The organism is Enterococcus lactis, assembly GCF_015751045.1.
In the GTDB taxonomy this organism is placed as follows: Bacteria; Bacillota; Bacilli; order Lactobacillales; family Enterococcaceae; genus Enterococcus_B; species Enterococcus_B lactis.
Map to the genome: position 1 here is coordinate 61,313 of NZ_BNJW01000015.1, position 14,760 is coordinate 76,072.

11 protein-coding genes and 1 pseudogene are annotated in these 14,760 nt (G+C 37.8%); 4 read left to right on the plus strand and 8 right to left on the minus strand.

Features of this window, described 5'->3' with window-relative positions:
* Nucleotides 1-88: 88 nt before the first annotated feature.
* The 6 genes from KFO35_RS09255 to KFO35_RS09280 all read right to left on the minus strand — a co-directional run bounded on the left by KFO35_RS09255 (nucleotide 89) and on the right by KFO35_RS09280 (nucleotide 6,123).
* A complete protein-coding gene (locus tag KFO35_RS09255) occupies nucleotides 89-724 on the minus strand; it encodes a DUF998 domain-containing protein (RefSeq protein ID WP_002316019.1) in 636 nt (211 codons plus the stop codon).
* A gap of 151 nt (nucleotides 725-875) precedes the next feature.
* A complete protein-coding gene (gene sstT / locus KFO35_RS09260) occupies nucleotides 876-2,096 on the minus strand; it encodes a serine/threonine transporter SstT (protein ID WP_002316020.1) in 1,221 nt (406 codons plus the stop codon).
* Nucleotides 2,097-2,425: 329 nt separating this feature from the next.
* Nucleotides 2,426-3,145 carry a DUF4767 domain-containing protein gene (locus KFO35_RS09265; RefSeq protein ID WP_025477380.1) on the minus strand — a complete coding sequence of 240 codons (720 nt, stop codon included), beginning with the start codon at nucleotides 3,143-3,145 and terminating at the stop codon, nucleotides 2,426-2,428.
* 244 nt (nucleotides 3,146-3,389) lie between these two features.
* Complete coding sequence (locus KFO35_RS09270; protein ID WP_002316022.1) at nucleotides 3,390-3,932, minus strand: ferritin-like domain-containing protein; 543 nt, start codon at nucleotides 3,930-3,932, stop codon at nucleotides 3,390-3,392.
* A 4-nt stretch (nucleotides 3,933-3,936) separates the two neighbouring features.
* On the minus strand, nucleotides 3,937-4,164 hold the full coding sequence (locus KFO35_RS09275; protein ID WP_025477381.1) for a heavy-metal-associated domain-containing protein: 228 nt from the start codon (nucleotides 4,162-4,164) through the stop codon (nucleotides 3,937-3,939).
* A 78-nt stretch (nucleotides 4,165-4,242) separates the two neighbouring features.
* A complete protein-coding gene (locus KFO35_RS09280) occupies nucleotides 4,243-6,123 on the minus strand; it encodes a heavy metal translocating P-type ATPase (RefSeq protein ID WP_025477382.1) in 1,881 nt (626 codons plus the stop codon).
* Between the two features lie 300 nt (nucleotides 6,124-6,423).
* Between KFO35_RS09280 and KFO35_RS09285 the strand changes: the two genes are divergently transcribed.
* Nucleotides 6,424-6,744: a PRD domain-containing protein gene (locus KFO35_RS09285; protein ID WP_002330723.1), complete on the plus strand. Its 321-nt coding sequence runs from the start codon at nucleotides 6,424-6,426 to the stop codon at nucleotides 6,742-6,744.
* 194 nt (nucleotides 6,745-6,938) lie between these two features.
* On the opposite strand, the gene KFO35_RS09290 is transcribed toward KFO35_RS09285, so the two are convergent.
* The gene (locus KFO35_RS09290) at nucleotides 6,939-8,534 is read right to left on the minus strand and encodes a glycoside hydrolase family 13 protein (RefSeq protein ID WP_025477384.1); all 1,596 of its coding nucleotides are present in this window, start codon (nucleotides 8,532-8,534) and stop codon (nucleotides 6,939-6,941) included.
* Nucleotides 8,524-10,480 (minus strand): annotated as a pseudogene (locus KFO35_RS09295) (sucrose-specific PTS transporter subunit IIBC). The gene KFO35_RS09290 and the pseudogene KFO35_RS09295 overlap by 11 nt, the downstream one beginning before the upstream one ends.
* 228 nt (nucleotides 10,481-10,708) lie before the next feature.
* Between KFO35_RS09295 and KFO35_RS09300 the strand changes: the two are divergent.
* The 3 genes from KFO35_RS09300 to KFO35_RS09310 are packed head-to-tail and all read left to right on the plus strand — an operon-like array spanning nucleotide 10,709 to nucleotide 14,086.
* Nucleotides 10,709-12,187 (plus strand): sucrose-6-phosphate hydrolase, encoded by a 1,479-nt coding sequence (locus tag KFO35_RS09300; RefSeq protein ID WP_044382675.1) that lies wholly within the window; start codon nucleotides 10,709-10,711, stop codon nucleotides 12,185-12,187.
* A 12-nt stretch (nucleotides 12,188-12,199) separates the two neighbouring features.
* Nucleotides 12,200-13,183 carry a LacI family DNA-binding transcriptional regulator gene (locus KFO35_RS09305; protein WP_002316030.1) on the plus strand — a complete coding sequence of 328 codons (984 nt, stop codon included), beginning with the start codon at nucleotides 12,200-12,202 and terminating at the stop codon, nucleotides 13,181-13,183.
* A gap of 21 nt (nucleotides 13,184-13,204) precedes the next feature.
* A complete protein-coding gene (locus KFO35_RS09310; RefSeq protein WP_002292294.1) occupies nucleotides 13,205-14,086 on the plus strand; it encodes an ROK family protein in 882 nt (293 codons plus the stop codon).
* Nucleotides 14,087-14,760: the final 674 nt, after the last annotated feature.

Genomic DNA, 14,760 nt, shown 5'->3' on the forward strand with positions numbered 1-14,760 from the left:
AGAAAATTATGGAACTATATTTCAGAAAAACAAAAAAACAGCCAACGGACGAAATGTCCGCTGACTGTTCAATTTGATGGCTCAAGTTTTACTGTCTGAGATGCAAGATACTCAACCAGGCAATGGGCACATAATTAAAGAAAAAACTGATTCTTTGGCAAAATCCTATTTTATTCAGGAATGACCAAGAATTTATAGAAGGAATTCTTGCCAGACCATAAATCGCCGCAAAAAGCAAACTGATCACAGACAATCCAAGGTATAAGTGGCTTACGTCCATTTGCCCATTTTTTCGATAGATCAAGAAAAGAAGAACTGGAAACAATAAAAAACCACTATAACCTAAACCTGATCCGATATTATGGACCCATGTCGAGACATTCCACGAAGATTCATGGGTATTGATACTGAACAAACCTGTAAAGATACAATCACCTATACCATAAAAACCGATAGATGCTGTAACCAGGGTAGCTAACACACGAGATGTACTTACAAATGCAGCATACAATGCAGGCAATGACAGGATGAAAAAAATCCCTGAAACCACTGACCAAATAAGAAATGCTTTTCTTACAGGACTGGAAATCTCTCCAAATACACTAATCACACTCTTCATTTGATCTAATTCAGGATAATACAATCCTAATACGTACGGAGTCAAAAAATCACTCAACACGCCTAATAATAAAAAGAAGAAACCAAATTTACGTAAAAAATCCATGATGCGCCTCCAATAACAATTACCTATGCTTTTAATTGTTATTATAAACGACTTTATCTCGATTTAACAGGATCCTCTATTTTACACGAACATCTACATAACTCATTAAAAATTTGAATCGTCTTAAGGTTCATCCCTAAATATCTAATATTCAACGTTCATTTAACCCATCTAATCGATCTTTCAATTTGATTTTTTCTCCACTTCTTTTACGCGCGCCTAATTCTCCTATTGCAGTGAACAACAGATCACTTGAGGAATTTAAGGCAGTTTCCATTGAATCTTGGATAACACCGATAATAAATCCGATACCGACGATTTGCATCGCAACATCATTAGAGATACCAAACAAACTACATGCTAATGGAATCAATAACAGTGAACCGCCCGCAACACCTGAAGCCCCACAAGCAGCTAAAGCAGACAAAATACATAAAAGGACTTTCAAAACAAATGGTGCTTCAATCCCTAAGGAATGTACAGCCGTCAATGACATCACGGAAATGGTAATCGCAGCACCGCCCATATTGATCGTAGCACCTAATGGGATCGATATGGAATAAGACTCTTTCGTCAATTTCAATTTTTCAGCCAGCATCATGTTTATCGGGATATTTGCGGCAGAACTTCGGGTAAAGAAAGCGGGAAGCGCACTTTCTTTCAAACAAAAAAGAATCAATGGATAGGGGTTTTCTTTAATAAACAAAAACGTGAGGAACGGGTACACAACTAATGCGACAAACAGCATCGTGCCAATCAACACAAGTAAAAGCTGCAGATACTCTGCCAATCCAGCGATTCCAGTCGTGGCAATCGATTGATAAACCAATCCTAAAATCCCTATCGGAGCGAATGCAATAATCACTTGTACGACTTGTGATAATGCTACAGATATTTGATCCACCAATTCTTTTGTCGATTCTGAACGTGCTCGAAAAGCCAGACCTAACAACACAGCCCAGAATAAGACACCAAGATAATTCGCATCAATGAGCGATTGAACAGGATTTTGTGTGACATTTGTCAACATCGTAGATAAAACACTTTCCAAATTTTGCGGTGCTTGTTCAGATACTGTTTCTTGTAAAGTAATAGGAACAGTAAAAATTGAACTTATAATCACTGCTACAAGTGCCGAAAGCAATGTTCCTACTAAATATAAGACTAAAATAGGCTTCACAAATGTCTTATTTCCTATTTTATGTTTGGCAATTGAAGCCATCGTCAAGAAAAAAACTAGAAGAGGCGCAATTGCTTTCAAGCAACTGACAAACAACGTACCCAATATTGAAATAAATGTCCACGTGGGGAAAAAGATACCAAACAATATTCCGACTAAAATACCAACAACAATACGTTGAACTAACGACATATCCAAAAACTTCTCTAACAAATGACCACCCTTTCACAATTTTACCAATCATTGTATCATTTTATCTAAAGAAACTAAAGGTGCAATTTTCTAAAAATTCTAATAATACAATTGGCAATTCATGCTCTTGCAACATTCAATGTTAGTATTGGAGGGTTTATTCAATCTCTAAAGAAGTCGAGAGAAAACTATTTATCGTTATTATTAAAGTTATCCAAGTAAAACGTAACTAAGATGAAGGACGAAACTAGAAATTTCATCCTTCATCTTAATTCTTTGACATAACAATCAATTAATATTTTCCACTGAGTCTCTTCTTTCTCTCACTCTCACTGGTTTACTTGCCCATAAACGATTTGATCAAAGCCATTTTTCAATTCATTATTCGCTGTCTCGTTGAAGTAAAGATAATTATCGGGATTCCCCTGATTTTGTTGTGTCACCAATACTTTTGGCTGATTTTGCTGAAAACCGAATAGATAGACGTGCTTTTTCAGATATGGTTCTGTCTCTGCATCGGAATAGACGGCTGTGATTTGATAATCTGCTTGACCTGTCCCGCTTTCTGACCATTCTGCAGAAACAGGCACTCCACCAATAGCCATCTTCCACTCCCCATTCAAAATAGCTTGAGGGACTTTAAGACCATATAAGTCCACACTCATTTGATTCGTATAACTTTTGTATTGTTGTCCCATTGTTTGGCCCCATGTGGTCATAAATGCCTCTAATTGTGCGGCTTTGTCTGCATTCCACAGTGTTTGTTCGACTTGTTCGCTGCTTTCTGAAGAGGAAGATGAAGCCTCTACAGAAGAACTTGAAGTAGATGTTTGAGTTGTTTCAGTCGTTTTGGAAGACTCTGACGAAGTAGAGGTATCTGCTGTTTCTGTACTTGTTGCAGTTGACTTGCTCTCTGTGCTAGTTGTTGTAGTAGTTGCAATTGTTGTTTTCGCTGTTTCTTTTGTTGATTCTTTTCTTGGTTCATTCCCGTTGGTACAACCAGCTAACAAAAAAGCTAGACCCATTATTAATAAAATCCTTTTTTTCAATTAAAAAACCCCTTTCGATTACTCCCCCACTTCTTTATTCTATCAAATAAGCAATGTGATTTTATTGATTTTTTGTATTTTCTCATCCATCTTTTAAACCATTTAAAAACTAAGAAGCACCCGCTGATGTCTTATAGACAACATCAGCGGGTGCTTCTTTTTATTTTATTTTTAAGACAAAAACTTCGTGTTTTTTTCCTGCTTTTCTCACGCTTTATATTTGTGTTTGAAGAAACATAGACTTTTAGTCATCATCGTCTTCCTCATCCAAATCTTGTCGGACAGTTTTTCCTTGGAGTCTTTGTACTTGGTAGATGATTTCTTTATTGAAACTTAAAAGTTCAACGAGTAATTGTTGCAAGCCATATTTTTCTTCTTTTTCAGCTAACTTGATTGCCCGTGTGATAAAGACATTTTGGAAATCAAAATCTTTTGCAAAGTTTTCCAATATTGTTGAGGCTAGTAAATATTTGTTTTGACCATGTTCGTAAATTTTTCCATAACGCATGACTTCTTCTAAAGTAGACGGAACGATTTCATTCTCAATCACTAACTCATGAGAGATTTTATTGAACCATCTCGCTTCTTGATCAGCATATTCTGAAAAAAGGGTACTTAATTCTTGCGAAGATGTACCCAAAACATACAATTGTGCTTGGATCAATTTCATTTCTTCTAATTTGAAATTTGCTAATACATGCCCCACCATGGCGCCAGCAGTTGGTTTATGATGGTCGATATCTGCTTGTTTTATTTCTTGAGCAAATTTTTCTTCCACTATATTCATTGATTTATGCCTCTTTTACTTTTGTTGATTGGACTTCATAACCTAATTTTTCCACAACTGCAGCTAATTGTTCAGGGTGAACTTTATCTGGATCAAAGTTTGCTTTGATTTTGCTCGCATTAAACAAAACTTTCGTATTGCTTACCCCAGGCTGTTGCGAAACCGCATGTTCGATTTTTTGCATACAGCTTGGACAAGCTAGTGTATCTAATTGCATAATCATTTTTTTCATCATAGTTCTTCCTCCCTTTTTCTTGATAGTCTTATTCTAGATTACAGCTTCCATAAAAAAATTGATTCTTATCAAGTTTTACGATTTTTCCTCTTTGCTTTCGTGTCCAAAATACAATAAACGCATCGCGTTAAAGATAACGATCAAGATACTAGCTTCGTGAACGAACATCCCACTAGCCATGTAAATAAACCCGGCAAATAAGCCGATGAGTAAAAATAAGACGACACCAATGGCAATCACTACATTTTCACGGGTATTCAAAACAGTTTTCTTAGCCAAACGGTAGGCATGAACCAACGATCCAAAACTAGATTGCATCAAGACAACGTCACTCGTTTCGATAGCAACATCCGTTCCTGATCCCATAGCAATCCCGATATCAGCCGCAGCCAAAGAGGGAGAATCATTGATTCCATCTCCAATGAAAGCAACGCGCAATCCTTGTTCTTGGTATTTTTTCACAAATTGAACCTTTTCATCTGGTAATAATTCAGCATGGACTTCATCAATGCCTAACATATCAGCTACATAATCAGCAGTCATCTGATTATCACCTGTCAGCATCACTAAATGTTTTGCTCCTGCTTGTTTCAACATAGCTAATTGTTCAGCGACTTCTGGTCGAATCACATCTGACACACCAATAATTTGAGTGATTTTTTTGTCGATTACTACAATAATGACCGAGCTGCCTGTTTGTTGTAATTGATGTAAATCTTGTACTTGCTTTGGTGTGAGAGAAAGTTTGTGAGCGGCAATCAATTTGGTGTTGCCCGCACAAACTGTATGACCATCAATCTCAGCTGTGATTCCTTGTCCCTTGATCGTCTGATTATCTTTGACTGCTAATTGTTGAAAATCAATGTCTTTCTCCTGAGCATAATGGATCACGGCGCGCCCCAAAGGATGATCGGATAACGTTTCTAATCGAGCCACTAAAGCTAAGCTGTCCCCTTCATCCTCTGTATAGTTCTTGATAGTGGATACAGCAGTAGTTCCTTTGGTCAATGTACCGGTTTTATCAAAGACAAAAGTATCGATTTTGGAAAAAGTATCCATTGCTTCACCGCCTTTGACTAAGATGCCCCGTTTCGCTCCATTACCGATTCCTGCTACATTCGAAACAGGCGCACCAATGACTAAAGCGCCAGGACAACCAAGAACCAAAACAGTGATGGCTAAACGAAAATCACGACTGATCAGACCAACAAGCAACGCAATAAGTAAAACGGTTGGAGTATAATACTGAGAAAAACGATCAATGAATTTTTCCGCATGTGATTTGGTATCTTGTGCTTCTTCGACTAATTCGATAATTTTGGCAAAGGTCGTATCATCTCCGACCTTAGTTGCTTCGATCGTCACGTAGCCATCTGCTAAAATCGTTCCAGAAAATACGTCATCTCCACTGATTTTGACGACTTGTCGTGATTCACCCGTCACTGCGGCTTCATCCGCATACCCTTTTCCGTCAATGACTCGTCCGTCCACAGGAATAGCTCCACCAGTTTTTACTAAGACGATATCACCTTCTTCCACGTCATCGATTTCCACTTCTTCAGTCGTTCCATCTTCTTGGACAACGCTGGCAGTCAATGGGGCCATCTCGGTCAAAGCCTTGATTGATTCCCGCGTTTTGGTCAATGTTTTTTGTTCCAGATAACTACCAAACAAAAACAAGAATGTAACGATAGCTGACTCCTTGTATTCTCCGATCATAAAGGCACCAAGCACAGCAATAGTAACGAGTAAATCAATTGAGATAACTTTGACTTTTACTGCCTGATACGCATGGATCATAATAGGTATGACCGCAATAATAGAAGCTATGGCTAGAGCAATGTTATAGAACAAGACAAATCCAGTAAATTTTCCGATAAAACCAAAAATAATCAACACAGCTGATAAGGCGGTGATATGATTTCGATGCTCTTGGATCCACTTTTGAAATTTCATCTTTCTCCCTCTTTTCCTTTTCATTCTTACGAGACTAAGTATAGATACTTATCCATCATAAAAAATTGACCACTATCAAGTTTAGTCAAAAAGGTGGTTTTCTTTTGGTATACTGAATTCCTACAGTCATTAAACGATCATATAGAAAAAGGAAGCGCCGAAACGCTTCCTTAGGTAGTTCTATTTTTTTATTCAAAGATAAGATGCTTTGTCATCTTACGACTGAAGAACAACAATCAAAAAAGGGCAGCAGCCACTCATTCACAAGAAATATCGTTTTTTGATATGGGAATTGAAGCAGTGGACAAATATCTCTACTTATTAGCTGGGAATAAGATCCAAAAAAGCTTAATGGATTTTATCCAAGAATTGGAATGTACTTTCCACAAAAAATTCACTCATTCCATTCTTTTAAAACTTTTGATTCATACAGCGTGTCTAATTGAGCGTACATTGATAAACGGTCATGAACTTAAAATTATATCAGAAGATGACACAAGACCTTCTCATGAAACAATTTTTCATGTAAAAAAGGCCTTCAAAAATATTGAAACAGAATTTGGGATCACTGTTTCTTATGATGAATGTTTCTTTATCTATGATATTATCGCATCTAAATAATCTTTTTTATGTAAACGAGTATTTTTTTAACTTATTGTTTAAGAGTGATAATATTCCATCCTAACAATTAAAGGGAGACAATTAAAAGTTTGTCCCCCTTTTTGCTGATTAAATTGTTTTCTATAAACAAATCGAATAACTGTTTCATTGAACTATCTACCTCATAACAAAGATTCATCTATAGAAAAAACCACTTAATAGATCAGCGCGCTAAAAGCTTCATATGGGAGTAAATTGTTAGTAATTTTCTTTTTGTAATTTTGGATCAAGACTTGTTTGACACGATACTTACCGATTGGAAAAGTAGTCTTTTGATCAGAAAAATTAACTACAACTAGTATTTTTTGTTTTTTTAAACTGCGTAGATATGCTAAAACATTCGGTTCCTCTGTCTCAATGACTTGATATTTCCCATAGACAATCACAGGTAATTCTTTGCGCAATTCGATCAGTTTTTGATACGTATAAAACAAGGAATCTTGAGCAGCTAATGCTGCTTCTACATTGATCTCTTCTGTATTCCCCACTGGCAACCAAGGAGTGCCTTCCGTAAAGCCACCATTTTTGTGATTGTTCCATTGCATCGGATGGCGAGCATTATCTCGCCCCTTCGAGTTGATTGATTGGATCAACTCTTCCTTCGAATAGCCTTTTTTTATACGTTCTGCATACATTCTTTGGCTTTCAATATCATCTACCTCATCAATACTCTTTACTGGATAATTGATCATGCCGATCTCTTCTCCTTGATAGATATAAGGAGTACCTTGCATAAAATGGAGGTATATCGCTAGCATTTTTCCACTGATTGTTCGATATTCTTGATCGTCCCCCCAGCGAGAAATGATTCGTGGGAGATCATGATTATTCCAAAATAAAGAATTCCAACCACAACCACCTAATTCAATCTGCCATTTAGAAAAAGTCCGATGTAATTCCTGTGGATCTAAATCCTTTAGATCCCATTTTCGCTTGCCATTCTGTTTGTCTAGATTAATATGCTCGAATTGAAAGACCATTGATAATTCTTTGCGTTCTTCTTTTGAATACAGCTGCGCAATCTTGGGCGTTGCTCCCCAAGTCTCTCCCACTGTCACTACATCATAATGACCAAAAGTTTTTTGGTACATTTCTTGCAATAAATCATGTAAAAGAGGACCATTTTTAGTAATAGATTGTTCCGGCTGTTTTCCAATCAGATCAATGACATCTAATCGAAATCCGCCAATCCCTTTCTCAAGCCAAAAATTCATCATGTCATAGATTGCTTGTCTCATCTTTGGATTTTGCCAATTCAAATCCGGCTGCTTTTTCGAATGCAAGTGCAGATAATATTGATTCACTTCGGGCACATAGGTCCATGCTGAACCGCCGAAGTTCGACTCTAATCCATTCGGTTCTTTACGCCAAACATAATAGTCGTGATAGGGACTGGTAACACTTTTTTTTGCCAATTGAAACCATGGATGTCTGTCTGACGTATAATTGATAACAAGATCCATGATGACTCTTATTCCCCTTTGTCGTGCTTCTTTTATCAGTAAATCCATATCTGCCATCGTTCCATATTCTGCGCCTATTTTTCTGTAGTCACTGATATCATAGCCATTATCATCATTAGGTGATTCATAAACCGGGCTTAACCATATCGCATTGATTCCCAGGTTTTCTAGATAATCTAATCTTGAAAGAATACCAGGAATATCTCCAATGCCATCTCCATTTGTATCTTGAAAACTTCGAGGATAGATTTGATAGATTACTGCACTTTTACACCATTTATTTTTCATCTGTTTCACTCACTATCAGAATATCTTCACCACTTTTGACCGTGTTTTTTTCAAGAATTTTTACATTAGCATATGCAGAGGAATTAGTGACAATTTCCATAATTGTATCGTCGTACCCTTCTTCTTTAAGCAATTTACGATCAAATGTACCGAGAATATCCCCTTTTTTCACTAATTCACCATATTGTCGCTGTGTCGTGAATCCGGCCCCTTTTAGATTCACTGTATCGATACCGATATGGATCAGTACTTCCGCTCCTTTCTCTGTTTTCAAGCCATATGCATGTTTAGATTCGTGGACAACTGTCAATATACCATCTGCTGGAGCATGGACTACCCCGTCATCTGGTTTGACTGCTATACCTCTTCCCATCATTTCAGTGGAAAAAACTGGATCTTTTACCTTCGTTAAAGGGAGAATCTTCCCGCTGACTGATGCAGCTAAAATTTCATCTTGCGGTTTCCTAGTCGTTTTAGGAGCTGAACTGATTGACTCAGCTGCTTCTGTTCCTTTTGATTCACCATCTGCTAGCAGTTCCATATGTTTTTTTCCATAGAAGTAAGTGCTTAAAAAAAACGATCACTATACTGATAACAATTCCGATCATGAATGAAGGAATCGAACGAGGTGCAATGGAAATAAAGCCAATGACGCTTGCCGGTCCCATCGCAACTGCTAATACGTGGAACAAGCCGATAAAGAATGAAGCAATTCCTGCAGCAATCATTCCACAAATAAACGGAAATTTCAGTTTCAAATTCACACCGAATATCGCTGGCTCAGTAATCCCCAACATAGCGGAAACACCTGCAGTGGTAGCTAGACTCTTTTGCTTTTTATTTTTTGTCAGCAGCATAATCGCCAAAGCAGCCGCTCCTTGCGCTACATTTGCCATTGAGGCAACTGGAAAGATAAAAGAGCCACCCGTTCTGGCAACATCTGCTAGTAAAGTAGTCTCGATTGCTGGAAAGCTTTGATGTAATCCGGTAATGACTATCGGCGAATAGAAGAAACCAAAGACACCTAAGCCGAAAGCTCCAGTAGTACTGTATAACCAGCTTAATCCATCAGCTAAGCCGTCTCCGACAGTACGCATCACCGGCCCTACTACTGTAAAAGTTAAAAAACCAGTAATAATAATAGCTAGCATTGGAGTAAATGTGTAGTCGAAAGCATTAGCCAACCGTTTATGGAAGAATTTTTCTAAAGTAGCTAAAATCCAAGAAACTGCAAGGACTGGAAGAACAGATCCTTGATAACCGGCTTGTGCCACATTCATTCCAAAAATATTCCAATAAGGCATCGATCCTTCTGCAATAGCATTCGTCACACTGTATCCATTCACTAAATCCGGCATGACCATCGCCATCCCCATTGCTGCTCCAAGATACGGATTGCCTCCAAAACGTCGAGTTGCTGAAAAACCTACCAAAATCGGCAAAAAAGCAAACGGCGCTGAAGCAAGTAAATTAATGATGCCAGCAAAATCTTTCACTGATGGATACAACTCAACCACTGACTGAGGACCAAACAAATCCTGTGCCGTCAAAACATTATTCAGAGCCATCAACAGTCCACCCGCAACCAATGCAGGGACAATCGGAACGAAGATATCTGACAACACCTTGATAAAGGCCATGACAGGATTATTCTTCTTATTCGATGCTACCGCTTTCAAATCGTCGGTTGAAGCTTCCTTTACGCCGGTGATCTTAACGAATTCATCATATACGTTATTCACATCACCTGCTCCGATAATGATCTGAAATTGATCATTTGCTTCAAAAGTTCCTTTCACACTTTCATTATCATCCAGAACCTTCTGGTCTACTTTGTCTGAATCTTTTAAGACAAGCCGTAAACGTGTTGCACAATGCGCAGCTGCTTGTACATTGTCTTCTCCAAGCGCTTTGCTGATTTCTTCAGCTACTTTTTTGTAATCCATTTCATTTCCTCCTAATCCAAAATTATTGAAGCAGTAACTATAAATTTTTCTTAAGCACAATATGCCATGATTTAAAACAATTGTCAATCGATTATCAAATTTTAAATAAAATAATTTTTTATATATAAAAAAATAGCTTTTATAAGCCATTTAATTTTGATATTCGTTTGACATTTTACCAGAAAAAATATATTATAATTCCAAAAATACGTTTACAAGGAGTTTGTCATGAAACTTAAAGAAAATTGGTCACGAACGGATCGTTATCGTCCATATAAAGAATGGTCTGAAGAACATTTGCATTCCTTAGAGAAAAAAATCAATTCTTCCCATTGGCGCTTAGGCTACCATATACAACCAGTTACTGGTTTATTGAACGATCCGAATGGTTTTTCCTATTTCGACGGGAAATGGCAGCTATTTTATCAAGCATATCCGATGGGGTCTGTTCATGGTCTGAAATCTTGGTACCATCTCTCCTCAGTTAATCTGATAGATTGGAAAAACGATGGCCTCAAACTGATTCCGGATAATTCATTTGACAGTCACGGTGTGTACTCAGGTTCAGCTTTGCCGATTGATAATCAACTGTTCCTTGCATATACCGGAAATGTGCGTGATTCGAATTGGGGACGTCATTCCTTCCAGTTAGGGGCATGGATGGACAAAAATGGTAATATCACTAAGATACCGACTCCTTTAATCAGCTCCCCACCTCCGGGATATACACAAGAAATCCGTGATCCTCAGCTGATTGCTTATGATGACGGTTACTTGCTCATTGTCGGAGCACAAACTGAACAAAAACAAGGAAGAATCCTAACTTATTACAGTAAAGATCTTCAAAATTGGCAGTTTTTAGGAACTTTGGGTTTTACAGAGGAAGAAATGGGTTTTATGATCGAGTGTCCAAATCTATTATTTGTGAACGGCAAAGCACTACTGGTCTTCTGCCCACAAGGTTTATCTCACGAGATCCACTCATATAGTAATATTTACCCGAATACTTACGTGATCGGTCAAACATTTGATTTTGAAAAAAATGAGCTTTCCGACCCTACTCACATAAAAAATATAGATGAAGGATTTGACATTTACGCGACGCATTGTTTCAGTGATGAAAATGGACGAACCTTGGCAATCAGTTGGATTGGGTTGCCTGAAATCAGCTATCCAACTGACGAAGAAGGATGGGCACACTGCTTGAGCATCGTAAAAGAACTTACTATTGAAAAAGAGCAGCTCTATCAACGACCGGTGAAAGAAACAGCGCAGTTGCGAAAAGGAAAACCTTATCACTTTAGCGGTTTGGAAACCACTATTGACGCGGAAATAAATCAATATGAACTCCAGTTAGAATTCGATTACTCACAGAAAGGTACTATTTTATTGTTTGCAGATGAACAACAAAAACACGGTTTAGCACTATCCTTTGATATGATACATGGTAAAATGAGTATGGATCGCAGCCATGCCGGCAAATCTTTCGCTGAAAATTTTGGAACTGTACGTGAATTCTCAATTGAAAAGAAACCGCTGAAATTACAAATATTTGTTGATCGTTCCGTTGTAGAGGTGTTTGTAAATGATGGACAGCAAACAGCGACTGCCCGTGTCTTTCCGACAGATGATCAAACGGGCTTGTATATAAAAAGTGACAGGGAATTTAAAGGGAAATTATGGCATCTGCGGAATATGAACAAATAAAGGATGAAGAAAATGGCTGTTAAATTGACAGATGTGGCAAAAAAAGCAGGAGTCTCTCCTACTACTGTCTCGAGAGTGATAAATAATTATGGTTCTTTAAGTCAAAAAACAATCGATAAAGTGAATCAAGCAATGAAAGAACTCAATTATCAGCCGAATTCGTTAGCCCGTTCACTTCAAGGAAAAAACACCCAATTGATCGGCTTGATTTTCCCAACAGTCGCCAATCCGTTTTTTGGCGAATTAGTCGAACAGTTGGAAAGTAAATTATTTGATTTAGGCTATCGTTCTATCTTATGTGACAGTGCTAATAATAAAGAAAAAGAACGAAATTATCTCAACATGTTAGCAGCAAATAAAGTGGACGGCATCATCGCCGGCGCTCATAATCTCGGGATACAGGAGTACGAAAATATTGAGTTGCCAATCGTCTCTTTTGACCGCTATCTGGCAGACGGAACACCAATCGTCAGCAGTGATAATTTCCGAGGCGGTTATCTCGCGACAGAAAATCTCTATCTAAAAGGAGCTCGTAAAATCGCTATTTTGACGGGCTCGGAAGAATCCAACTCCCCCACAAATGACCGAATGAACGGCTATTTGAAATTTATGGATGAGCAGCAGCTAGAACCACAGATTTTTCAATTCCATTCAACTGCTCGTTCCACTGCTTTAAAAAATTTAGAAATCAAACGGATTTTGCAAAATGAAGAGATTGACAGTATTTTTTGCACAGATGATCTTACAGCTGTATTGGCATACAATCTGTGTCAAGAGCTCGATATCCGCATCCCTGAGCAATTGAAAATCATTGGATATGACGGAACAAAATTTATCCAGAATTATTTTCCGCATCTGTCTACTATCGCTCAACCAATAACGGATATTGCCGACATCCTTGTAGACTTGCTACTGCAAAGAATCCAAGATGCTGAAAAACCACTGGAATCACATTACGTTTTACCAGTAAAGCTGATTCAAGGTAAAACGACTTAACTGCAAAGGAGCAAATGTTTTATGTTATATGGAGCAATTGAAGCTGGCGGAACAAAATTTGTCTGCGCAGTAGGTACGAAAGATTTAGAAGTAATTGAAAGAATACAAATCCCTACAACCACGCCGATAGAAACGATGAATAACGTTATTGATTTCTTCAAAAAACACCAAGAACAACTGGCAGCGATTGGAATAGGTTCTTTTGGACCGATTGATATTCATCCCAATTCAGCAACATACGGATATATCACCTCTACGCCAAAAAAAGCTTGGCAGAATTTTGATTTTATCGGTTATTTAAATAAAAATTTAAAAGAACTACCGATTGTCTTTACCACCGATGTCAATGCAGCTGCTTACGGAGAATATGTCGCGGGGAATGGAAAAGGGCGTTCCACTATTGTTTACTACACGATTGGAACAGGTATTGGTGGCGGTGCCTTGCAAAATGGCACTTTTGTAGAAGGTTTCAGCCACCCTGAAATGGGACATATGCTTGTGCGCCGACACCCTGTGGATACCTTTAAAGGTGTTTGTCCTTATCATAGCGATTGCCTGGAAGGAATGGCTTCTGGACCTGCAATCGAACAAAGAACAGGCATGAAAGGTCAAGAGTTGTCTGTCGCTGATCCTTCTTGGGAATTAGAAGCTTATTACATCGCTCAATGTGTCTATAACACAACTCTTCTATTTTCACCTGATGTCATCATCTTTGGCGGAGGCGTAATGAAACAAGCACATCTGAGAGAACGAGTCCAAGAAGCTTTGGTTGGTTTGATGAATCACTATGTAGACTACCCAGCATTCGAAAACTATGTATTACCTCCAAAATTAGGAGATGATGCTGGAATCATTGGGTGTTTAGCTTTAGCATTAGAAAAATCAGAAAAAGATATCTTCTAATAAAATAAGCACGTTGTCACAACAATCTCATCAATAAGCAGGCGAAGAATCCACTTGATGCGATTTCTTCGTCTTTTTATTTACTATTAACTTATGTTCTCCAATCGGCCTTTCAACCCGATATCCTCGCCTATTTTTCTTGCCCTTAACTCTCTGTTTCCTGTACTTAACAGAGTAGAGGTGTCGTGGAATTCTTTTGTTAACTTCAAATTATGATCTTCTACAAGTTCCTACAATCTAATCTTGGTTGTTTTTTTATTCAACTTGCAACGCTAGCAAGTTCCAGTTGATTCTCTTTTCCAATTAAGTTTTGTGATATTTAAACTTCGCCTTGACAGCTTTTCTAAATATAGAAAAGAACATTTCCTTATGTCTATTATGCAACAGCTCAATTTATTTAATGTATGTTAATGATTTTGTGGAATGTCTCCTTAGACATGCTATTTCTACTATTTAATGATCAATCACTTGACCTACTAGTAAGTAGAGAGCATGCCCGAACACATTACAAAAATATCATCACTTATGATACGGAGCTGCGTATCATGAGTGAATGATATTAGGAAAACTTCATAAAATAAATCTTTTATACATTTCCACTTCTAGATGGTCATTCATGTTAGAAGAATCAAACTATTTTTTTACTGTCGTAATAATATTAAAACACTAGAACA

Coding starts and splice junctions, on each gene's coding strand:
- KFO35_RS09255 (WP_002316019.1), bottom strand. CDS start 724: ATGGATTTTTTACGTAAATTTGGTTTCTTCTTTTTATTATTAGGCGTG.
- KFO35_RS09270 (WP_002316022.1), bottom strand. CDS start 3,932: ATGAATATAGTGGAAGAAAAATTTGCTCAAGAAATAAAACAAGCAGAT.
- KFO35_RS09310 (WP_002292294.1), top strand. CDS start 13,205: ATGTTATATGGAGCAATTGAAGCTGGCGGAACAAAATTTGTCTGCGCA.
- KFO35_RS09305 (WP_002316030.1), top strand. CDS start 12,200: ATGGCTGTTAAATTGACAGATGTGGCAAAAAAAGCAGGAGTCTCTCCT.
- KFO35_RS09290 (WP_025477384.1), bottom strand. CDS start 8,534: ATGAAAAATAAATGGTGTAAAAGTGCAGTAATCTATCAAATCTATCCT.
- sstT (WP_002316020.1), bottom strand. CDS start 2,096: ATGTCGTTAGTTCAACGTATTGTTGTTGGTATTTTAGTCGGAATATTG.
- KFO35_RS09300 (WP_044382675.1), top strand. CDS start 10,709: ATGAAACTTAAAGAAAATTGGTCACGAACGGATCGTTATCGTCCATAT.
- KFO35_RS09280 (WP_025477382.1), bottom strand. CDS start 6,123: ATGAAATTTCAAAAGTGGATCCAAGAGCATCGAAATCATATCACCGCC.
- KFO35_RS09275 (WP_025477381.1), bottom strand. CDS start 4,164: ATGAAAAAAATGATTATGCAATTAGATACACTAGCTTGTCCAAGCTGT.